The sequence below is a fragment of the Maribacter sp. genome (genome assembly GCF_016744255.1).
GTDB lineage: Bacteria > Bacteroidota > Bacteroidia > Flavobacteriales > Flavobacteriaceae > Maribacter_B.
Genome location: NZ_JADGES010000007.1, coordinates 16,799 through 39,845 on the forward strand (window position 1 = coordinate 16,799; position 23,047 = coordinate 39,845).

At 33.5% G+C, this 23,047-nt stretch carries 20 protein-coding genes; 17 read left to right on the forward strand and 3 right to left on the reverse strand.

All coding sequences use genetic code 11. The annotated features are described in order from the left end of the window. Nucleotides 1-55: 55 nt before the first annotated feature. The 3 genes from QZZ51_RS02480 (at nt 56) to QZZ51_RS02490 (ending at nt 5,230) form a co-directional block, all read left to right on the forward strand. The gene (locus QZZ51_RS02480; RefSeq protein ID WP_291865411.1) at nt 56-3,739 is read left to right on the forward strand and encodes a T9SS type A sorting domain-containing protein; all 3,684 of its coding nucleotides are present in this window, start codon (nt 56-58) and stop codon (nt 3,737-3,739) included. Nucleotides 3,740-3,800: 61 nt separating this feature from the next. Beyond that, nucleotides 3,801-4,241 carry a hypothetical protein gene (locus tag QZZ51_RS02485; protein WP_291865414.1) on the forward strand — a complete coding sequence of 147 codons (441 nt, stop codon included), beginning with the start codon at nt 3,801-3,803 and terminating at the stop codon, nt 4,239-4,241. Nucleotides 4,242-4,288: 47 nt separating this feature from the next. After that, the gene (locus tag QZZ51_RS02490; protein ID WP_291865416.1) at nt 4,289-5,230 is read left to right on the forward strand and encodes a carbohydrate kinase; all 942 of its coding nucleotides are present in this window, start codon (nt 4,289-4,291) and stop codon (nt 5,228-5,230) included. Here the strand turns inward: QZZ51_RS02490 and QZZ51_RS02495 are convergent. Together QZZ51_RS02495 and QZZ51_RS02500 are read right to left on the reverse strand one after the other, a co-directional pair. Beyond that, on the reverse strand, nt 5,227-6,363 hold the full coding sequence (locus tag QZZ51_RS02495; protein WP_291865418.1) for an ATP-binding protein: 1,137 nt from the start codon (nt 6,361-6,363) through the stop codon (nt 5,227-5,229). The genes QZZ51_RS02490 and QZZ51_RS02495 overlap by 4 nt on opposite strands. Beyond that, nucleotides 6,360-7,115: an SDR family NAD(P)-dependent oxidoreductase gene (locus QZZ51_RS02500; protein ID WP_291865421.1), complete on the reverse strand. Its 756-nt coding sequence runs from the start codon at nt 7,113-7,115 to the stop codon at nt 6,360-6,362. Before QZZ51_RS02500 ends, QZZ51_RS02495 begins: the two co-directional genes overlap by 4 nt. Nucleotides 7,116-7,360: 245 nt before the next feature. On the opposite strand from QZZ51_RS02500, the gene QZZ51_RS02505 reads away from it, so the two are divergent. The 13 genes from QZZ51_RS02505 to QZZ51_RS02565 all read left to right on the forward strand — a co-directional run bounded on the left by QZZ51_RS02505 (nt 7,361) and on the right by QZZ51_RS02565 (nt 21,113). Then, nucleotides 7,361-8,362, forward strand: a complete 1,002-nt coding sequence (locus QZZ51_RS02505; protein WP_291865424.1) for a MoxR family ATPase — start codon at nt 7,361-7,363, stop codon at nt 8,360-8,362. Nucleotides 8,363-8,480: 118 nt separating this feature from the next. Next, nucleotides 8,481-9,347: a DUF58 domain-containing protein gene (locus tag QZZ51_RS02510; RefSeq protein WP_291865428.1), complete on the forward strand. Its 867-nt coding sequence runs from the start codon at nt 8,481-8,483 to the stop codon at nt 9,345-9,347. A 73-nt stretch (nt 9,348-9,420) separates the two neighbouring features. Then, nucleotides 9,421-11,079 carry a hypothetical protein gene (locus tag QZZ51_RS02515; RefSeq protein ID WP_291865430.1) on the forward strand — a complete coding sequence of 553 codons (1,659 nt, stop codon included), beginning with the start codon at nt 9,421-9,423 and terminating at the stop codon, nt 11,077-11,079. Next, on the forward strand, nt 11,080-12,078 hold the full coding sequence (locus tag QZZ51_RS02520; RefSeq protein WP_291865434.1) for a VWA domain-containing protein: 999 nt from the start codon (nt 11,080-11,082) through the stop codon (nt 12,076-12,078). Nucleotides 12,079-12,081: 3 nt separating this feature from the next. Next, nucleotides 12,082-13,128: a VWA domain-containing protein gene (locus tag QZZ51_RS02525; RefSeq protein ID WP_291865436.1), complete on the forward strand. Its 1,047-nt coding sequence runs from the start codon at nt 12,082-12,084 to the stop codon at nt 13,126-13,128. A gap of 1 nt (nt 13,129) precedes the next feature. Then, nucleotides 13,130-13,987, forward strand: coding sequence for a tetratricopeptide repeat protein (locus QZZ51_RS02530; RefSeq protein WP_291865439.1), 858 nt, complete (start codon nt 13,130-13,132; stop codon nt 13,985-13,987). After that, on the forward strand, nt 13,987-15,771 hold the full coding sequence (locus QZZ51_RS02535) for a BatD family protein (protein ID WP_291865442.1): 1,785 nt from the start codon (nt 13,987-13,989) through the stop codon (nt 15,769-15,771). Before QZZ51_RS02530 ends, QZZ51_RS02535 begins: the two co-directional genes overlap by 1 nt. A 2-nt stretch (nt 15,772-15,773) precedes the next feature. Beyond that, a complete protein-coding gene (locus QZZ51_RS02540) occupies nt 15,774-16,535 on the forward strand; it encodes a tetratricopeptide repeat protein (protein ID WP_291865445.1) in 762 nt (253 codons plus the stop codon). 60 nt (nt 16,536-16,595) lie between these two features. After that, nucleotides 16,596-16,910, forward strand: a complete 315-nt coding sequence (locus tag QZZ51_RS02545; RefSeq protein WP_291865447.1) for a hypothetical protein — start codon at nt 16,596-16,598, stop codon at nt 16,908-16,910. A gap of 164 nt (nt 16,911-17,074) precedes the next feature. Next, nucleotides 17,075-17,701, forward strand: coding sequence for a carbonic anhydrase family protein (locus QZZ51_RS02550; protein ID WP_291865450.1), 627 nt, complete (start codon nt 17,075-17,077; stop codon nt 17,699-17,701). A 26-nt stretch (nt 17,702-17,727) separates the two neighbouring features. After that, nucleotides 17,728-19,587, forward strand: a complete 1,860-nt coding sequence (locus QZZ51_RS02555; protein ID WP_291865453.1) for a SulP family inorganic anion transporter — start codon at nt 17,728-17,730, stop codon at nt 19,585-19,587. Between the two features lie 98 nt (nt 19,588-19,685). After that, entirely contained in the window at nt 19,686-20,705 is a 1,020-nt protein-coding gene (gene pheS, locus QZZ51_RS02560; protein ID WP_291865455.1) for a phenylalanine--tRNA ligase subunit alpha, read from the forward strand. 12 nt (nt 20,706-20,717) lie between these two features. Next, nucleotides 20,718-21,113 carry a hypothetical protein gene (locus QZZ51_RS02565; RefSeq protein ID WP_291865456.1) on the forward strand — a complete coding sequence of 132 codons (396 nt, stop codon included), beginning with the start codon at nt 20,718-20,720 and terminating at the stop codon, nt 21,111-21,113. A gap of 9 nt (nt 21,114-21,122) precedes the next feature. Here the strand turns inward: QZZ51_RS02565 and QZZ51_RS02570 are convergent, their stop codons facing one another. Beyond that, the gene (locus QZZ51_RS02570; protein WP_291865458.1) at nt 21,123-21,590 is read right to left on the reverse strand and encodes a CYTH domain-containing protein; all 468 of its coding nucleotides are present in this window, start codon (nt 21,588-21,590) and stop codon (nt 21,123-21,125) included. A 52-nt stretch (nt 21,591-21,642) separates the two neighbouring features. Here QZZ51_RS02570 and dinB point away from each other — a divergent pair, with 52 nt between their 5' ends. Next, nucleotides 21,643-22,740 (forward strand): DNA polymerase IV, encoded by a 1,098-nt coding sequence (gene dinB / locus QZZ51_RS02575; RefSeq protein ID WP_291865461.1) that lies wholly within the window; start codon nt 21,643-21,645, stop codon nt 22,738-22,740. The last annotated feature ends 307 nt before the right edge of the window (nt 22,741-23,047 follow it).

The window sequence follows — 23,047 nt, forward strand, 5'->3', positions numbered from 1 at the left end:
ATTACATTTTTAACTTTTTATTCTTATTTTGTAGACGACTAATTAAATAAACTATATGAAAACAAAACTACTCAAAAAACCTACTTCTTCTTTTTTAACATGCATGCTCCTATTTTCGGTTACATTTTATTCTTACTCCCAACAATTAAAAAAATCTCATGATGATGCTCCTCAAAAAGGACATGCCCTTTACAAACAATCTAAAATTTACGACAACAAAACGGGTCCTGTGGGCATAAAGCCCAGAGCTACGGGGGATCGCGCTATGGATCGCTGGAACTATGAACAAAAAATGCTAAGGAATCCTTTTACTAAAACTATTCCTGCAAGTATTATTAAACTAGAAGCCGAGTTTGCTAAAAATATTAAAGAAAGAAATTTAGCAACGGAAGCAACTAATAAATCGAGCGAAACAGCACTTAATAGTAAATACTCTAAATGGAAAAATCGAGGTCCTGGAAATGTTGGAGGACGAACTAGAGCGCTAGCAATAGATCGTAATAATGAGAACATCATATTTGCAGGCGGTGTTTCTGGGGGACTATGGCGGTCTACAAACCAAGGTAAAACTTGGAACAAAGTGACTAAAAAAAGGCATTCTCCTAGTATTACCTCTATTGTACAAGACCCAAGACAGGGCAAAGGTCATATTTGGTATTACGCATCTGGAGAAAGGTTTGGAAATTCAGCATCTGCTGGTGGCGCATTTTATACTGGTACAGGGATTTTTAAATCGACTAATAACGGACGCTCTTGGTCTAATTTAAAAAACTCTAATGACCAAGACCTAACCACCATAACCTCATTAGATATAATTAACAGCATTGCGGTGGATCCTAAAAACGGAGAATTATATGCCGCAACTTTTGATGGTTTATATAAACTTGAAAAAAGGAAACGTAAATTCTCCGAAGTACTACCAAGTGCTAGAGACAGTCAAACAGAAGTTATGATTACTCCAAACGGTAAAATTTATGCTACTGTTGATATTTACGGTGCTGAAAATGCTGGCTTCTATACCTCCGATGATGGTATCACATGGACCAACATTACCCCATCAGAAATAATTCCTAGTTGGGGAAGAACAGTAATGGCATACGACCCATCCGACGAAAATAAAGTTTATTTCTTTTCGCATAATGCTGCTATTCCTACACAACCATTTCTTTGGAAATACCAAGCAAATGCTGAAGCGCCAGCAGGTCTATGGGAAGATTTAAGTTCTAATTTACCCATTAATATCGGCGGTAGAGCAGGAAACTTAAATTTACAAGGAGCCTATAATATGATTATAAAAGTACATCCAACTAATCCTGATATTGTTTTCTTAGGCGGAACCAACTTATACCGATCAACTACAGGATTCACTACTCCAACTGGATATGAAGGTTGGATTGGGGGTTATACGAACCTTAGTGATAGTTATGCTTTATACCCAAACCATCATCCAGACCAACACAATTTAGTCTTTTTACCTTCTGACCCTAACAAAGCTATTTCCTCTAATGATGGCGGAGTACAATGGACTGATGATATAACAACAACAGAACAATTTGTTGCTTGGAATTCTTTAAACAATGGTTACATAACTACACAACCTTATGCTATTTCTTTTGATCCCGAAGGGAATAGTGATGATCTATTAGCTGGTTTTCAAGATAACGGCACCTGGTATACTAATTCTAAGGATGTAAACATTCCTTGGATTGAAGATTTTAGTGGAGATGGCTCTTATAATGCTATTGCAGATGGTGGGCTTACACGCTATGTATCCTCTCAATTCGGTAATCTTTATCGATTAAATTTTGATGAAAATGGAGAGTTTTCAACATTTACAAGAATTACCCCAGCCGGAGCTAGCAATTTCGATTTTGTTGCTCCATTCCTATTAGATCCAATAAATGATAACGTAATGTACATGCCTGCTGGGGATCGTATATGGAGAAATAACAATTTAGATGAAATACCTCTTTTCTCAAATGCTCCCGCTTCTGTAAATTGGGTAGAGCAAAACCAAACAGCAACTACAGATGGGTCTTATATAACATCTTTAGATATTTCTAAATTCCCAATTGCTAGTAGATTATATTATGGCACAGATACTGGAAAAATATACAAAGTAGATCATGCCAATTTAGATGATCAAGAAGCCGTAGACATTTCAACAGGTAAAGGCTTACCAGAAGGGAATATTAATAATATTTATGTGGATCCTAAAAACCCGGATAGAGTATTTGCTGTATTTTCTAACTACGGAATACCAAGTTTATTTATGACTAAAAATGCAGGAGATTCCTGGAAAAATATCAGCGGAAATTTAGAAGAGAATAAAGACGGGTCTGGCAATGGCCCATCCCTTAGATGGTTTGCTATGAACGGTAAAAATGATGGTTACTTTGTGGGCACAAGTACCGGTTTATACTTTACGGACCAAATACAAGGTAAAAGAACGTATTGGTATAAAGAACCTATAAAAATAGGTAGTGGTGTTGTCGCTCAAGTAAAAACTAGAGCAGACGGTTTCGTTGCCGCAGCAATCCATGGTAACGGTGTTTATAGTGCTAACTATTATGTAAGACCTCGACCAGAACCAAGATTAAGCGTAGCCTACCTATTAGCAGACCAAACTGTTGCAATTAATACAGAATCTTTTGAAATAGACATTACAGATTTATTTGTAAGCACTAAAAAAAGAGCAGAAATTAATATAGAATTAACCAATAGTAATCCAAGCCTTATTTCAGCTGTATTAGATGGCAACATCCTTATCATGTCTGTATTACAAGCAGATACCAAAGGCAAAACCGCAATAGGCCTTATTGCTACATCTGGTAGAGAGGAAGTATCCGAAGGTTTCACAGTTAACGTAATTGAACCTGCCATTTATCAGCAAAATGATGTAGTCTCTGGAAGTAGTCCTTCTCAAAATTTTATTGATTTTGGTGGTGCTACGGCGCAATCTGCAGATGATTTTTATATTCCTGAAGGGTATAGTTGGAAAATAAAAAGTATAATTGCTAGTGGTGCGGCAAACAGTGCTCCTTCCATAACAGATGCAACTATTGTATTTTTTGAAGACAATAATGGCATTCCTGGGCAGGAAATCTACAACAGTGGTTCCATTACTCCAACATCCGAACCAGATGATTATACTTTAAACTTAGAACTGGCAGAAGAAGTTACTTTAAATAGTGGCAATTATTGGCTATCTGTTTATACTAATTTAGAATTTGGTAGCACACAACAACAGTGGTTTTGGTTTACACAAACTAATATTGTTGGTAATGAATCTATTTTTAAGGATAATGCCGATTTATTTGGAACAGGCGCTACCGATTGGACACCACATTCTTTAGCTCTAGGCGGAGAAGCTGAAGATTTAGTATTTCAAATCTTTGGAAACGTAGAAGATGCTAACAATACTTCTACCCCAGAAGAAACTATGATTTCTGATATTAAAATGACCAATGAAAATCTATTAGAAGTTAAGCCAAATGTGGTTACTTCTGTTTGGCCAAACCCATCTATATCCTCCTTCAATTTTTCTATTATAGAAGAGTCTAAAGAACCCGTTTCTATTTCTGTTTATAATTTAATGGGACAATTAATTTATACTAAAAGCAATGTAGATGCGAATAAACCTATCTCATGGGATGCCTCATTATGTCCTTCGGGAATGTATGTTGTAAAAATTATGAACACAACAAGCACCAAGAATTTCACTGTTGTAAAAAAATAAATAAAATCCATTTACTAAAAGAGGAGCAAGTATATTTGCTCCTCTTCTATTATAAAAAATAATGAAATATATTATTTTAATATCCCTATTATTTTTTAGCACTCAATGTAAAACAATACATGCTAAATCTTATCCTAAAAATAACGCCAAAGAATCTTCTTTATTTTTGGAAGAAAATAAGATTGCAGAAAATTCAATGCCCTTACAAGGGCGTGATGATATTAAACTGAAATTAAAAATTATAGAATCCTACAGCGAAAATCATGAAGTTTGCGGTACTCAAAAAAAAAACACCTCTTTAGTTAAGGTTATTAAAATTATCTCTAGAGGAAAAAACCGAGGTAGCACCCCTCATATAAATGATGAAATTTTAGTTACTTTTCTTATTCTTCCAAAGGGCCTAAAAAAAGGAGTTGTTTATATGGTTTCTGCCCGCGAATCTTTGTGCTCAAACTCTTCTAAAACTTATTTTACAATCCATTCCTCTAAAATTTCCGAATGATTTTAATATTCTAATTATTTTAGTCATTCATAACCCCATAGAATATTATGCAAAATGTTTTTTGTATTGGAGAAGTACTCATTGATTTTATTGCAGAAAAGCAAAAAAATGATTTAAGTAATGCCCAAAATTTTACCAAAAAACCAGGTGGAGCACCTGCAAATGTAGCTTGTGCTATTGCCAAACTAGGCGGAAATAGTAAATTTATTGGTTGTGTTGGTAACGACTCTTTTGGCAAATATCTACTAAAGGTTTTAAAAGAAAATAACGTAGACATTTCTCTTACCCAGACAAGTAAAGCATTTACGACTTTGGCTTTTGTTTCTTTAGATACAAATGGTGAACGCGATTTTATTTTTAATCGTGGGGCAGATAAAAAATTAACGTACGATTGTACAATAAAAAAAGATTTTAATACCAATATAGTGCACTTTGGTGCTGCCACAGCTTTCTTGGGTGGTAGGCTAGAAGACGCATATAATCGCTATTTTTTTGATGCACTAACTCAAAATGCATTCATCTGTTTTGACCCCAATTATAGGGAAGATCTTTGGTCTGATAACAAAGCTATTTTTACAAAAAAATGTATGCCATTTATTCAAAAATCGCATCTCTGTAAATTTAGTTTAGAAGAGGCACAACTACTTTCTGGAGAAACGAATGCTATTGACTGTTGTATTAAATTACATGACGTTGGCGCAGAAGTTATTGCTATAACTTTGGGTAGTAAAGGTACTCTATTAAGCACTCCTCAAAAGCAACAAATAATACCAAGCATTTTAGTAAATACGGTAGACACTACAGGTGCAGGCGATTCTTTTATTGGGTGTTTGCTATACCAATTAGCATCTACAAGGAACCCTTTTAATGTAATTAAAGATTTTAATTTACTAGTAAAAATGGTTGCCAAAGCAAATATTGCTGGTGCTTTTACAACCACTGGGTATGGAGCAATTCCTTCCTTACCAACTTACAAACAGGTTTTTTAATTATACTTCACTTTTCGTAAAATTCTAAGGGAGGCTTTTAGCACCCCATATATTTTTTTATCCGCATTTTTAAGCAATGGTCTAGCGTCTTCCATTTTTTCTTTAGCTTCTTCGAAACCATTTAAATAGCAAATAAGATACGTTGCTGGCAAAAGTTCTAAATCTTTTTTTTCTTGTGCAGCTAACAGGGTCTTCTTTTTTATTTTCTGTAATAAGACATTGTTCGCATTTAAAATATGATGTAAATCTTCCTTATTATACTGAGGAGGATTAAAAATTAACTCGCTCTCGATTATATACTGACCATTAGCATCAAAATTAATGACCACCTTTTCTAATGGGTAATACTTGGTCTTCTTTGCTAATCCTAATTGCACATACTCTGTAATAGTAAAAGAATCGCTATCGGAACTTATGGTGACTTCATCTAAAGCTGAATAAAACAATTTTACTTGCTCATTTATTAACTCAATATCCACTCTAGAGAAATACGTTTCGCCTTTAACTTTTTTAATTTTACCAGCCCAACAGACCACAAATTGTTCTTTAAAAACTTTATAGTTACTCTCTAAATCCTTGTGTCTATGATTTATAAAATCTATTACACCATCTAAAGTGAACTCTATATTGTTTCTTGCATGTAGCTCAATGGTTGCTACCGTTTCTGAGTTTACATCCTTAAGCTCAATGCCGAAAGCTTTAGGGAGACTTATACTGCCTTCTCTAAAGAATACCGCTCCTCCATAATATTTCCAAATATTCTTACGTAAGGCACAAACTTTTCCATTAGATTTTATAGAAACCAAACCAACTACTTTGCCTTCTGGCAAATGTGGAAACGGAATATTTTCATAGGAAATTAAGGGAGGGTTGTCTAAATAAGCATTAACCAGATTCTGAATTTTACTATCGTCAAAAAAATCTACACCAACAATTTTGTTATCTTCATCCTCTACACCAACAACAATAAAAGAGTTATTGTTAGGATTGCTATTTGCTAGCGCGCAAACGTGTTTTAAAAATTTGCCTTTACCTTCTCTTTCTCCAATATTTATAAAACGCTTTTTATCATAAAAACTATTTTCATCATTATGGGCCAATAAGTTTTTAACTAGTAAGCGTTTGTTTATCATAGTTCTTTTTTAACCATAGTACTACTTGCCTGAGCAGTTGGCATAACTATTAAATCTGCAATATTTACATGATAAGGCCGTGTTACTGCAAAATGAATTATATCTGCAATATCTTCTGGTTTTAAAGGCTGAAATCCTTTATAGACCGTTTCTGCTTTTTCAGTATCTCCTTTAAAACGTACCTCACTAAACTCGGTTTCTACAAGACCTGGATTTACTGCGCCTACTTTAATCCCGTATTTATTTAAGTCCATTCGCATTCCTTGGTTAACCGCATCTACTGCATGTTTACTTGCACAATACACATTTCCGTTAGGGTAAACCTCTTTCCCTGCTGTAGAACCAATATTTATAATATGTCCAGAATTATTGGCTATCATTTTTGGTATTATTGCTTTGGATACATAGAGTAATCCTTTGACATTAATATCTATCATTGCATCCCAATCGTCTATATCTCCATTTTCAATGGAGTCTAATCCATGTGCATTTCCAGCATTATTAATTAAAATATCAATATTATTAAAATTTTCTGGCAAAGAATTTATTTTCTCCTGTACGGCATTTTTATCGCGAATATCAAAAGATAGGGTATGCACCTTAACTTTTTCAGACAAAGCCTGTTGCATTTCATTTAAACGCTCTTTACGTCTTCCACAAATAATTAAATCTATTCCGTTATCAGCAAAAAGAAAAGCTGTTGCTCTACCTATTCCACTAGTTGCTCCTGTAATTAAAGCGGTTTTATTCATTTTTAATTTTATATTTAAGGATTAAATTGCTGAATTGAAATTACAGTAAAATTATTAATTAAAGAAAAAAAGAGACGCTCCTCCTAATAAGGACGTAAAATTAAAAAGAAATGACTTAAAATGTTCTTAAAAATAGGGTATTACATCATTTTTTAACCAATTGTTAACAGGGATACAATGAATAAATCTTCAATTTGCACCTCTGTTAAAAGTAAAACCAGTTAATACCAAAAATATACCATTATATGGAAGAAAATACCACGGTAGACATTAGCGCAGTGAATGAGAAAATTGCCCAAGAAAGCGCTTTTATTGACCTTCTTATTGCAGAAATGAATAAGGTAATTATAGGGCAAAAACATATGATAGAAAGACTACTTATTGGTCTTTTGGGTCAGGGGCATATTTTATTAGAAGGTGTTCCAGGGCTTGCAAAAACATTAGCTATTAATACCTTGTCCAAGGCTGTTAAAGGTAGTTTTAGTAGAATACAGTTTACGCCAGACTTATTGCCCGCAGATGTTGTTGGTACCATGATTTATAATATGAAAGTGAATGACTTTTCTATTAAAAAAGGCCCCATATTCGCCAATTTTGTTTTGGCAGATGAGATTAACCGTGCACCTGCAAAGGTACAATCGGCTCTTTTAGAAGCTATGCAAGAAAAGCAAGTTACTATTGGGGATACAACTTTTGTATTAGATAAGCCTTTTTTAGTAATGGCAACACAAAACCCTGTAGAACAAGAAGGAACATACCCATTACCAGAAGCTCAGGTTGACCGTTTTATGCTAAAAACAGTAATAGATTATCCTAAAATGAATGAGGAGCAAATGGTAATGCGCCAAAATCTTTTAGGAAAATATGAAGAGGTAAACCCTGTGGTAAGCGTAGAGCAAATTTTAAGTGCTCAAAAAGCAGTTAGAGAAGTTTACATGGATGAAAAAATTGAAAAATATATTTTAGATATAGTTTTTGCAACACGTTACCCAGAAAAATACAACTTAGAAAGTCTTAAACCATTAATTAATTTTGGTGCTTCTCCAAGGGGTAGTATAAATCTTGGTATTGCTTCTAAATGTTATGCTTTTATTAAAAGAAGAGGATATGTGGTACCTGAGGATGTAAGAGCAGTAGTCCATGATGTATTAAGACATCGTATTGGACTTACCTATGAGGCAGAAGCAGAAAATATTACTTCTGAAGAAATAATTAATAAAATTATAAACGAGGTTGAGGTACCTTAAAACCCTCTTTTAATTCCTTAAAAAGGAAATATGAGTTAAGAATATAGGTAATTATTTTCAAAAAAATAAAAGTTATAACTATAAAAAGTCCTTCTCTCTGGGAAGGATTTAGATGGGAATGGATACTAAAGAATTACTAAAAAAAGTTCGTAAAATTGAGATAAAGACCAGGCGTCTTTCTGATAATCTTTTCGGAGGAGAATACCACTCTACCTTTAAAGGTCGCGGTATGACGTTTAGTGAAGTTCGCCAATACCAGTTTGGCGATGATGTTCGTAGTATTGATTGGAATGTAACTGCTCGATATAACGAGCCTTTTGTAAAAATATTTGAAGAAGAAAGAGAGCTAACCATGATGCTTATGGTAGATGTGAGTGGCTCTGAGCATTTTGGTTCTAACAACCAATTTAAGAAAGAGATTATCACAGAAATATCTGCCACACTAGCGTTTTCTGCTCTTCAAAATAACGATAAAATTGGAGTTCTTTTATTTACGGATAAGGTAGAATTATTTATCCCTCCTAAAAAAGGAAAAACACACGTACTTCGTATTATTCGAGAATTGTTAGAGTTTCAGCCAAAAAGTACGAAAACCGATATTACAGAGGCTTTAAAATATTTAACCAATGTGTTAAAAAAGAAAGCCATTGTTTTTGTGCTTTCGGATTTTATAGCAGATGGGTACGAAAAAACATTAAAAATAACCGGAAATAAGCATGATGTAACGGGCATTAGAGTATATGACGAACGAGAAGAGACCATGCCAAATATAGGAATGGTACAAATGCAAGATGCCGAGACTGGAGATATACAATATGTAAATACTCAATCTAAAAAAGTACGTTCTGCTTATGCAAAATATCATCGCGAACAAGTAGCCTACTTCACGAATACTTTTACAAAATCTGGATGTGGAATTTTAAGCTGTAGAGTCGATGAAAGTTATGTAAAAAAATTATTGGGATATTTTAAACGAAGAGGATAAGCCCCTATTTGGGTAATTGTTTTTAGAACAGATTTCGTCGTTGAAAGAATTCTAAAATTAGGAAATTAAAAAAATGAAAAGTATCGCTTTCTTTATAAAAAATAAATTATCGCAGCATATGCGATTACCCTTTTTGTGTCTACTTTTTACAAGTAGCTTTTTAGGGTTTTCACAAACAGAACCCTCCTTAAAATCTGAAGTAGATGCTACAAATTTAAAAATAGGGGAACAAATACATTTTAAAGTTACGGTAGATGTAGATTCTACTGCGCAAGTAATTTTTCCTGAAGGTCAAACTTTTTCTCCTTTAGAAACGGTGGAGGCATTTAAAACCGACACTACCCGAAAAAAAGACCGAATCACATTACAAAAAATATATGCCCTAACACAGTTCGATTCTGGCTCTTATAAATTACCCCAACAACGAATAGAAATTAACGGTAAAGGCTTCTTTACAGACTCTCTGCGTATTGAAGTCTCTAATATAAAGGTAGATACCATTGCCCAGAAAATGTTCGATATTAAGCCACTTATTGGAGTGCAAAAAAACAATAACAATATTTGGAAAATTATCCTTGCCATACTTTTTGTAGCCATAATTGGCGGTCTTGTATATTGGTTCTTATATCGAAAAAAACCACTAACCGAGGAAGAAAAAGTAGCGCTATTACCTCCTTATGACAGAGCGCTATTAGAACTTAAAAAATTAGAAAATTCTAAGTATTTAATACAAGACGAATACAAGCAATACTATTCCGAACTTACCGATATTGTCCGTTCCTATTTACACGAAGATGCCAATGTATCTGCGCTAGAAAGTACTACGGACGAGCTAATATCAAAATTAGAACTTAGAAAAGACGCTGGAGAGTTAGATTTAGATGAGGAAACTATCTCTCAATTTAAAAAGATACTTCAAACGGCCGATTTGGTGAAGTTTGCTAAATCTAAACCTCCTGTTGCCACAGCAGAAAATGACCGTAAAGCAGTAGAACAGATTGTTGTTAAAACACATGACGCTATTCCCGAACCTACAGAAGAAGAGCTTTTAGAACAGGCAGAGTACCAAGAGGAATTAGCCCGTAAACAAAAAAAGAAAAAGACCTTAATAGTCATAAGCGCTGCCATAGGTGCTATTCTTATAGGTATTACAGCTTTCACAATTTACCACGGGCCTACTAAGGTTTGGGATACCATAACCGCTCATCCTTCTAAAAAAATGTTAGATAGTAAAGAATGGATATCTAGTTCTTATGGCTATCCTCCTATAAGTTTAGAAACCCCTGAAGTTCTTGTTAGGCAAAAAACTAAAATTCCTGCAGAGGCACAAGCAAAAATTAAAGAAGTACAGACTTTTATGTACAGAAACAAAGCTTCTCTCTTTACTATAGCCACAACCTCTACAACATTTAATGGGCAAGAAGAACCAGACCACGCAAAATCAGTAGAGCACTTAATTGAAAATTTTGAGAAGAAAGGCGCAAAAAATATAATAACAAAAAACGAAGAATTTACTACTATTTCTGGGGTAAAAGGACTTAAAACATACGGTAGTGGTAAATTCAAGATTCCCAATTCTAAAGAATTAGGAAAGGGAAAATATATCATTCTAAGTTTTGGCGGCAAAGGTTTTCAACAACAAGTATTATTTACTTGGTTAGAAGAAGATACATACGCCCAACAAATTATAGACCGCGTTGTAACCAGTGTAGAAGTTAAAACAGAATCCTAAATGTTAGAGAATATATCATTTGCAAATCCTGAGTTCTTTTGGTTGCTACTTTTGCTTCCTATTGCTCTATTGTGGTATTTTTTTAAACGTAAAGAACAATCTGCAACTTTAAAAATATCGAGTATACAAGGATTTAAAACATCTAGTATTTTACCAAAACTAAGGCCTATATTACTTTTATTGCGTTTACTTGCCTTAGCCGCAATAATTGTTGCTATGGCAAGACCACAGACCGAAGATATTTCTACCAGAACCAAAACAACTAAAGGTATAGATATTGTTATGGCTATTGATGTTTCTTCTAGTATGCTTGCTCGCGATTTAAAACCGAATAGGCTAGCCGCCCTTAAAGAAGTAGCTGCAGATTTTATTAAAAAACGCCCTAACGATCGTATTGGTATTGTTGCTTATGCAGGAGAAGCATTTACTAAAACGCCTATTACTAGTGATAAATCTATTGTTTTAAGCTCGCTTAGAGAAATTACTTATGGGCAATTAAATGATGGTACTGCAATTGGTATGGGATTAGCAACTTCCGTAAACCGACTAAAAGAAAGTAAGGCAGTAAGTAAAATAATAATTCTATTAACAGATGGTGTAAATAACTCTGGATTTATAGAACCCCAAACAGCAGCAGATTTAGCTATAGAATTTGGTATAAAAACATATACTATTGGTTTAGGAACTAATGGTAATGCCTTATCTCCAATTTCATATAACCCAGATGGTTCTTTTAGATACGGTATGCGGCAAGTAGAAATTGATGAGGAGCTACTAAAAGATATTGCAAAAGTTACCGGAGGAAAATACTTTAGAGCGACTAATAATGAAAAATTAGAAGCCATTTATGACGAGATAAACAAACTCGAAAAAACAGAAATAGAAGAATTTAAATATTACAAGTACGAAGAAAAATTTAGGGCTTGGATACTTTTAGCAGGTGCTCTGCTTTTACTAGAATGGCTATTAAAAAATACTTTATTTAGAAGTTTTGTATAAACTATGATTCAGTTCGACGAAAAAATATATTTCTATCTGTTATTTATCATTCCTGTGATAATTACCCTATTTCTATTGGTAATTCTTTGGAAAAGAAAAACGCAGAAAAAATTTGGCAATCCTATATTGCTAAAAAAACTAACACCCAATAAATCGCATTTTAAATCTACCTTAAAATTAATTCTTTTTCTTTTGGGTCTTGCGTTACTAATTATTGGTTTGGTAAACCCTAAAATTGGAACAAAATTAGAAACAGTAAAAAGAGAAGGGGTAGATATTGTATTTGCCGTTGACGTTTCTAAAAGTATGTTAGCAGAAGATATTGCTCCTAATAGGCTAGAAAAAGCCAAAAGATTGGTTTCCGAGATAATAAATCAACTAGGAAGCGATCGTATTGGTATTATAGCGTATGCAGGGCAAGCGTATCCGCAGTTACCAATAACAACAGATTACGGCGCTGCAAAAATGTTCTTACAAAGCATGAACACCAATATGCTTACTTCTCAAGGTACAGCAATTAATGAAGCTATTGAACTAGCTACAACCTATTATGATGATGATGAACAAACCAATAGAGTTCTCTTTATTATATCGGATGGGGAAGATCACTCTGAAGGATTAACATCAGATGCGGTTGATGAAGCTATAGAAGAAGGCATACAAATATTTACCATTGGTGTAGGTAATGCAAAAGGAGCTCCAATTCCGATAAAACGAAATGGTGTTGTAGAAACATTAAAAAAAGATTCCCAAGGCGAAGTTGTTATTACCAAACTAAATAAAAAAGTACTTGTCGATATTGCCGATGATGGTAATGGAGAGTATATAGATGGCACCAATACGGAAATAGCAGTTGAATTTATTAAAGAACAGCTATTAAAAATGGACAAAACAGAATTCGAAGCCAAACAATTTGCTGAATACAAAGACCAGTTTCAATGGTTCTTAGCGGCTGGACTTTTATTTCTGTTTTTAGATGTTTTTGTGTTAGATAAAAAAACCAAATGGTTGAAAAAACTAAACTTGTTTAACGAAAAAGAAGAAAAATAAAATGAAAAAACATACTCTACTTGCTATTTTTCTTCTAGGTTATATGGGTATCTCTCAAGAAGAGGAGAAAGAAAAAGTAAAGGCTTTAGAAACTTCTAATAATTATACCTGGGATGCAAACAAAAATTTATCCGAAGATAAATTTGTAGATGCCGAAGTAGATTATAGAAAAGCAATTTCTAAAAGTTCTGAAAATGCTACTGCCCCTTATAACTTAGGAAACGCTTATTACAAGAAAGAAACCTATAGTGAAGCATTTGGTCGTTTTAAACAAGCTGGTGAAATTGCTACTAGTAAAGCAGACAAACATAAAGCATACCATAACATGGGTAATGTTTTTATGAAACGAAAGGAGTATGAAAAAGCGGTAGAGGCATATAAAGAAGCTTTACGTAATAATTCTAAGGATGAAGAAACTCGTTATAATTTAGCATTAGCAAAAGAAATGCTTAAAAAAGAACAAGACGAGCAGAAAAAAGACGAGAACAAAGATAAGAAAGACCAAGATAAAAAAGATAAGAAAGACAAAAACGAAGATAAAAAAGACGGGGACGAAGGGGATAAAGGAGACAAAGACAAGAAAGAAGAGGATAAGAAAGAAGAAGGAGACAAAGGCGATAAGGGAGAGGAAAAAAAGGAAGACAATAAAGAAGGAGATGGCGATGAAAAGAAAGAAGAGAAAAAACAGCCAAATCAAGGAGATAAACCAGAAAAACAACAACCTAGGCCTAACCAATTATCCAAGCAACAAGTTCAGAATTTGTTAGAAGCTATGCAAAATGAGGAGAAAAAGGTAAAAGATAAAATAGACGCAAAAAAAGTAAAAGGAGTTAAAGTTAAAAACGAAAAAGACTGGTAATGCCTAAACTATTTAAAATAAATATCCCCCTATTATTTATAGTGTTCTTTAGCCTTATGTTAAGGGCTCAAGATAAGGGTGCCGTTACTTTTGAAATGAAACTTAGTAAAGAAAAACTAGGTATCAACGAACGCTTACGGGTGGATTTTGCCATGAACAAAGATGGTGATAATTTTACCCCGCCAGATTTTAATGGTTTTAGAGTACTCATGGGGCCGTCACAATCCATAAGTTCTTCCTGGGTAAATGGTGTGCGTAGTTATTCTAAAACGTATTCCTATACCCTTGCGCCAACAGCAAGAGGTAAATTTCTTATTAAACAAGCTTCTATCGTTATAGATGGCAAAACCTATAAATCTCTTGCAAAAAAAATAGAAGTAACTGCAGCCGTAGATAAACCTAATGGTGAAAGATCTCCAGATTCTATTGCAGATGACAATTTGCATTTAGTCGCAGAAATCTCTAAGACTAATCCCTTTTTAAACGAGGCAATTAGCGTTGTTTATAAACTATATGTAAGTCCGCAAATAAGTGTATCTAATTACCGTCCATTAGATAACCCAAAGTATAATAATTTTTGGAGTCAAGATATGCAAGTATCTAGACTCAATGCCCAGAATGGAACTTACAAAGGAAAATCCTATCGTTATGTAGTTTTAAAGCGTGTTGTTCTATATCCACAAAAATCAGGGAACCTAGAAATAGAACCTCTCTCTTTAGAGGTAACTGTAGATGTCCCTACTAATAAAAGAGACTTTTTCGGCAGTCGTGTATACACACAAACAAATAAAACAGTTTCCGCGGGTAACCGAACTATAAAAGTCCAGGCGTTACCAGAAAAAGGAAAACCTGCAGATTTTAGCGGTGCTGTTGGTGACTTTGATTTTTCTGTAACCACGAGTAAAACAGAATTAAATGCGTCCGAATCCCTACAAGCTAAAGTAGAAGTTAGTGGAAAAGGAAATTTAAAACTTTTTCAACTACCCAAGCCTAATTTACCGAGTTCTTTAGAAGTATATGAACCCGAATTTAATGAAGGAATAAGAACCACTTTAACTGGCATGCAAGGAAAAGTTAGCGATAGTTATACCGTTGTACCAGCGTACAAAGGAAAATACCCTATTCCCTCTATTTCTTTTAGCTATTTCAACCCTAAAACAAAACAATATATTACGGCACATTCAAACGAAATATTGATAAACGTAATAGAAGGACCAACTAATTCTACAAGCAGCACTACCCAAAATAATACAAATAGTAAACAAGTAGTGGTTTCGACTGGAAATGCTTTCCATTTCATTAAAACCAAAACAAATCTGCAGGCGATTGGTGGTCATTACTTTTTTGGCTCTACTTCCTTTTATTTATGGTTATTACTGCCTCTTTTATTAATCCCTATTTACATTTTATTCCGTAAAAAAAGAGATGCCATTTCTAATGATGTTATTGGTAATAAAATTAGAAAAGCTAATAAACTTGCAAAAAAATACCTTTCTACAGCTAAAGGGCAATTAGGCAACAAAGATGCATTCTATGTAGCGTTAGAAAAAGCATTACACAATTACTTAAAGGCAAAACTAAAAATCGAAACATCTGAGTTTAGTAAAGATAAAATTCAAGTTTTGTTGAATGAGAAAGAAGTAGACTCCTCCTCCATCGAACGGTTTATACATCTACTCACAAATTGTGAATCTGCTCGCTACAGTCCGTTCTCTAATGTGCAAATGCAACAAGATTATGATAAAGCAAGTGAGGTAATTTCATTAATGGATAAACAATTATAGGTATGCTAAAAAAAATAATATTCCTATTTGTTCTTTGTGTAAGTACTTTAGGAAATGCACAAAACATCTCCTTATTTAATAACGCCACCACCGCATACAATGATGGTGACTATAATACAGCAATTGAAAATTACCTAAAAATAGTTGAAAATGGGGAACATTCTGCGGCACTTTATTTTAATCTTGGTAACGCATATTACAAATTAAACCAAATTGCACCAAGTATTTATTATTACGAAAAAGCCTTGTTATTAAAACCAAATGATAGTGAGGTTTTAAACAACCTGGGGTATGCCCAAAACATGACATTAGATGCCTTTGAAACATTGCCAGAAACAGATTTTTCGAAATTTTACAAATCTTTAATAGGCATGTTTTCTTTTGATCAGTGGAGCTATATAGCAATAGTATTTATGTTTCTATTTGTATTATTATACATTGCTTTTAAGTACTTTAATTATTCCACTAGAAAACGGATTGCTTTTATTGGTAGTTTTGTTTCTTTATTTATAGCCGCATTAACTCTAATTTTTGCTTTTCTACAATATAAAGAATTTAATGCCAAACAACCTGCAATTGTATTTTCCGAAGAAATAGCTATTACATCGGATCCTAATATTAATAGTCAAGAGGTTTTTCGCTTACATTCTGGCACAAAAGTAAATGTCATAGAAGAACTTAAGGATTGGCGAAAAATAAGCCTTATAGATGGACAAACAGGTTGGGTACTTGCCGAGAATATTAAACTTCTTAAAGATTTTTAAATTTTCTTTGTCTTTTTTAACTGTTTTTACTATTATATTTACGCCAAATCAAAAAGAAAAATGAAACGGTCTTATATCCTTTCTATATTATCATTTTTTTTAATGGTTGCCATCTTATCTCCAACGATTGTTCGTTTACTAGATGATGGTGACAACACTATTGTTACCGTAGAGCTTAGTGAGGAAGACAATAAGAAAGAAGGGACAAAGGAAGGAAAAAAAGAAATAGACGGAGAAGACTTTATTTTTTATAATTTATCTAGCGATATTTCCTCTTCCAACATAACCAACTTAGACGCTAACAATACTTACCTAATAAACTACTATACTAGTTCTTTAGAAGTTTTTCTTCCTCCTCCTAAGGAGATATCTTAATTTTAGTCCGCCATAGTATATTTATTTGCTTTGAACAAGTTCAAAGCAAATAAATATACTTGGGTATTCAACTTTAATTAAATTAACTATTAATACTAATTAACGGCATTAATTATATTAGTTTTAATAACAATTGACAATAATTTATTACAAAATATATAATAATGAAAGCACACACAAAAGAAACACAAGCGACAATGACCCCTGAAAAGGCGCTTCAATTTTTAAAAGAAGGAAACCAAAGATTTAAAAATAATTTAAAAGCAAACCGTAACCTTTTAGAACAAGTTAATGACACGAGTGAAGGTCAATTTCCTTTCGCAACAATCTTAAGCTGTATAGATTCTAGAGTATCTGCCGAATTAGTTTTTGACCAAGGTCTTGGAGACATCTTTAGTATTAGAATTGCTGGTAACTTTGTTAATGAAGATATATTAGGAAGTATGGAATTCGCTAGCAAGCTAGCAGGAACTAAACTAATTGTAGTTCTTGGACATACAAGTTGTGGAGCAATAAAAGGTGCCTGTGATCATGCAAGAATGGGTAATTTAACTGCATTAATAAATAAAATTGAACCAGCCGTTGCTGCTGTAAAAGAACCTACAGATGAAAACCTTAGAAATTCTAAAAACTTAGATTTTGTAGACGATGTGTCTACAAAAAATGTTTTGTTAACCATTGAAAATATTCGTGAAAGAAGTAAAATATTATCAGAAATGGAAGATAATAAAGAAATAATGATAACCGGCGCTATGTATGATATCTCTACTGGTAATGTAGATTTCTATTAACATTATTTTACTTAAAAACAGTTTACATGAAAAATTTATTCTCTAATTTAAAAGGGGACCTTTTTGGCGGTATTACTGCCGGAATAGTAGCTCTTCCTCTAGCCCTTGCCTTTGGTGTATCCTCTGGCTTAGGTCCAAGTGCTGGTTTATACGGCGCTATATTTATTAGTTTTTTTGCTGCATTATTTGGCGGCACAAATACTCAAATTTCTGGGCCAACGGCACCAATGACTGCTGTAAGTATGGTCGTAATTGCAGGAATTATAGCTGTTAATGATGGTGACGTTTCCAAAGCACTCCCTGCTATTCTAACCGTATTCCTACTTTCAGGAATATTTCAAATAATTTTAGGAGTTCTGGGTATTGGTAAATACATAAGATATATTCCCTATCCAGTAGTTTCTGGTTTTATGACTGCTATTGGGTTAATCATTTTAATAACGCAAATTCTTCCTGCTATTGGCTATTATCCAAAAGAAGATACCGATTATGTAAACGGGTTTAAAGCTAATGCAGAGGAGATAATTTTAGATAATATTCTAAAAGAAGAAGCTGGTGAAGGTATATTGGTTCTAGAAAATTTTGAGGAAACCATTGTAAGGGCAAAAAAAATAACAGAGAACGATATTCTAAGAGAAGCCCAAACATTAGCTGGATCAGAAGCTAAAGGGGTTTTAGGGACTCTTAAAATTTTATCTAGAGCGTTGCAAAATATTAACTGGCTAGAATTGGGATTGGCAATAGCCACTATCCTAATCATTTTTGGCTTTAAACGTATTACAACTACAATACCCAGTACACTAGTTGCTTTGATTGTAGTATCTGGAGTTGCTTATGGATTTAATCTACCATATAGACCTATTGAAGAAATTCCTCAAGGTTTTCCTATACCTAATCTAGAAATACTAACCGAATTTAAAATAAGCTCTATTACACCATATATTTTTACAGCCCTTACTTTAGCTTTATTAGGAGCTATAGATTCTCTTTTAACATCTGTAGTTGCAGATAACATGACAAAAACCAAACACCAACCAAATAAAGAACTTATTGGTCAGGGGATTGGTAATAGTGTTGCTGCTATTTTTGGCGGAATTCCAGGTGCTGGAGCTACTATACGTACCGTTGTTAACATAAACTCTGGTGGTAAAACAAAATTATCTGGTATGGTTGCTGGCGTTTTATTATTAATTGTAATGTTAGCACTATCTCCTGTGGCCTCACAAATTCCGGCTGCAGTATTAGCAGGTATATTAATTACTGTAGGTATCGGCGTTATGGATTATAAAGGTCTAAGAGCTATACCTAGCTTACCAAGAGACATGAAAATTGGCCCTATAAAACTTAGTTCTGAAGTATTGATAATGCTTTTAGTAATGGTTCTTTCTAGTGTTTGGAATTTAGTTTATGCGGTTGGTATTGGTCTTGTAATTGCCTCTTTAATGTTTATGAAAAAAATTGGTGATCTTACGGCTACAAGGTCTGATGTTAAAACTTTACTGAAAGAAAAAGCTTGGTCTGATGAAGTTGGACTCCCTAAACATTTACAAGAAAAGGTATTTATTAAGCACTTAAAAGGACCCCTATTTTTTGGTTCTACAAGTGAATTTCAACGTTTGGCGGGCCAAATACCAGAAACTGCTTCCACGGTGATTATCCGTCTTGGAAGAACGCAATACATGGATCAATCTGGACTATATGCAATGGAAGATGTTCTAATAGATTTAGAGAAATCTAATATAACTGTATTATTAATTGATGTTCTAGATCAGCCAAAATATATGATGGAACGTGTAGATATTATTCCAGACCTTATTCCTAGAGAACATATTTTTAATACGTTTGAAGAATGTTTAGCCTGGGTTAAAGAAAATGTAAAGGAATAGTTCCTTTTTTATAATAATACTAGAGCAGTAGCATATTTGGATAAAAACCTATTGCTACTGCTTTAAATGTTTTAAATTTGCTGATTTAGCAAAGAATCATGATTGATAAGATTAAAGAGCATATTGCCGAAGTAGAAAAATTCGCTACAGAATCTAAAGAAGCTGCTGAAGATTTTCGTATAAAATATTTAGGCAAAAAAGGGTTGTTAAATGACTTTTTTGCAGAGTTTAAAAATGTTCCAAATGAACAAAAAAAAGAGTTTGGTCAAACCATAAATAAACTTAAAAAAGCAGCAGAAGAAAAAGTAGCTTCAATCAAAAATTCGCTAGAAAAAGCTTCCGATGAAACAGGAAGTTTTAGAGATTTAACCCGTCCTGGTGAAACTGTAAATTTAGGTTCTCGTCATCCTATCTCTATTGTAAAAAATCAAATTATAGATATATTTTCTAGAATAGGTTTCAATGTATCTGAAGGACCAGAAATTGAAGATGATTGGCACAATTTCACCGCTTTAAATTTACCAGAATATCATCCTGCTAGAGATATGCAAGATACTTTCTTTGTGCAAACAAATCCCGATATTTTATTACGTACACACACCTCTTCGGTGCAAGTGCGTTATATGGAAAACAACAAACCTCCTATACGTACTATTTCACCAGGAAGAGTGTATAGAAACGAAGCCATATCTGCTCGTTCCCATTGTTTCTTTCATCAAATAGAAGGTTTATATATTGATAAAAATGTTTCTTTTGCTGATCTAAAACAAACCTTACAGTTCTTTACTACCGAGCTTTTTGGCAAGTCTAAAATTAGATTGCGCCCATCCTATTTTCCTTTTACAGAACCTAGTGCAGAAGTAGATGTGTATTGGGGCCTAGAAACAGAAGCAGATTATAAAATTACAAAAGGAACTGGTTGGTTAGAAATTGGCGGATGCGGCATGGTAGACCCTAATGTACTAACTAATTGTGGTATAGACCCCGAAGAATACTCTGGCTTTGCTTTTGGTGTTGGTATAGACCGTATAGCAATGCTTTTATATCAAATTACAGATATACGTTTGCTTAGTGAAAATGATGTTCGCTTTTTAGAGCAATTTAAAAGTGCATTATAAAACTTTTCCCTTTTGAAAAAAGATATTGAAATTCCGGAAGTAAAAGATATTCATATAGCATTACTATACGAGTATAATAAAGACTTTAGAACAAAGGAATGGAATGCTTATATAGTAAATAATAAAAGTACTCCTATTGAGTTAATTTTTGTTGTCTCTAAAGGATATGATGGCGATATAAAAACCGCCACAATGCGTCATAGTATGGCGGGTTTAGAAGCCAAATCTTTTGCAAAATTAGAATTTGTTGAAGATGAAGTTTTAAAACTAAACAATGAATTTTTTGTTACTTTTTACCTAAATGGCACGTTATACGAAAAATGCTTCGTATTTAAAAAAGGTACGGTTTCAGAAAAAAACACAATAGAAATTCCGCTACTTGGAACTAAAGGGGTTCTCGCCTCTTAAATTTCTAAATTACCACTCTTTATATGGGTACTTACTTAACTGCGAGTTATAATATTTTACTTGCCCCGTAACCTCTGCTCCCAGCCACTCTGGTTTCTCGTAAGATTCGTTTTCCGAAGACAATTCTACCTCAGCTACAACCAAACCTTTATTCTCACCAAAAAACTCATCTACCTCAAAAACATGACCCCCTAAAGGAACTTCATATCGTATTTTCTCTAAGACTCCTTTTTCACACAATTGCAATAATTCTTGCGCTTCTTCTACTGGAATTTCTTTTTCCCATTCAAATCTAGTTGTACCTTCTTCATTAGATTTACCCTTTACTGTAAAAAACCCTTGCTCGCCTTTGATACGAACCCGGACAGTACGCTCTGGATCTGTATTTAAAAACCCTTGAACAATACGTTTTTTTGAGCTTGCTTCTTTCTTATAGTTATCCGATTGCACTAAAAACTTACGCTCTATTTCTACCATTTAAAGAATGAATTTTTATTTCTGTAAAAGTATATAAAGTTTACATTTGTTTATGTCCTCTAATCTGCCTTTACGAAAAATAATTCATGTAGATATGGATGCCTTTTATGCATCTGTAGAGGAATTAGACAACCCTAGCTTAAAAGGAAAACCTTTAGCTGTTGGTGGTAATGAAATAAGAGGTGTGGTTTCTGCTGCCAATTACGAAGCTCGGAAATTTGGTGTCCGTAGCGCTATGAGCGGGTTTATGGCCAAAAAAAACTGCCCACATATTACCTTTGTAAAACCCCGATATGACCGCTACAAAGAGATTTCTAAAAAAATTAGAACTATCTTTTATGATTATACAGATTTGGTGGAACCTCTTTCTTTAGATGAAGCCTACCTAGACGTTACAACGAACAAAAAAGGAAACCCATCTGCTTCTTTAATTGCTAAAGAAATTAGACAACGAATTTTTGACGAACTTGGCTTGGCGGCTTCCGCAGGAATATCTATTAATAAATTTATAGCAAAAGTTGCCAGTGATATAAACAAACCCAATGGGCAAAAAACGGTAAACCCAGAAGAGGTTCTTTCTTTTTTAGAAAATCTTGAAATAAGAAAATTTTATGGCGTAGGTAAAGTTACTACCCAAAAAATGTACAAACTAGGTATTTTTACAGGGAAAGACTTAAAAACCAAAACTTTAGAGTTTTTAGAAAATAATTTTGGTAAAGGTGGTTCTTACTATTATAATGTGGTTCGCGGAATTCATACCAGTGACGTTAAGCCACATAGAATTCCAAAGTCCTTAGGAGCCGAACGGACTTTTAACGAAAATTTAAGTAGCGAAATCTTTATGTTAGAACGCTTAGAAAACATTGCTGTTGAATTAGAAAAGCGCTTAAAAAAGTCTAAAATTGCAGGAAAAACAATTACCTTAAAAATAAAGTATAGCGACTTTACATTACAAACTCGTAGTAAAACACTACCCTATTTTATAGCCAATAACGATCTAATTTTAGAAAATGCAAAGGAACTCTTATACCAAGAAAAACTGCAAAACTCTGTACGTTTATTAGGAATATCTTTAACCAACCTTAACACCGAGGTTAAAGAAAAACCCAAAGAAAAGAGCATCAATGTTCAATTACGATTTGATTTTTAAGCAAAAGAAAACCCCAGTAATAATTTATTTTATTCATCGGGACTTTTTAAACACAAATACTTAACTACTACTTTACAATTAAAGCAGTATTGGTTGCTGTTGAGTTCATAGCGCAGAAATACACATATTCTCCTTTTTCTTTTTTATATGACAAGCTAAGTGCGTAAATTTTAGTGTTAATTAAAAGGATATAAAGGGTTTCTCAGCATCACAATAGAAATCATGATGGTGTTTTTGTTCGCAATGATTTTTAACTATAAGTTGTTCTTTAGCAAGTCTTGTAATAATCTTTATTGAACTTAAAATC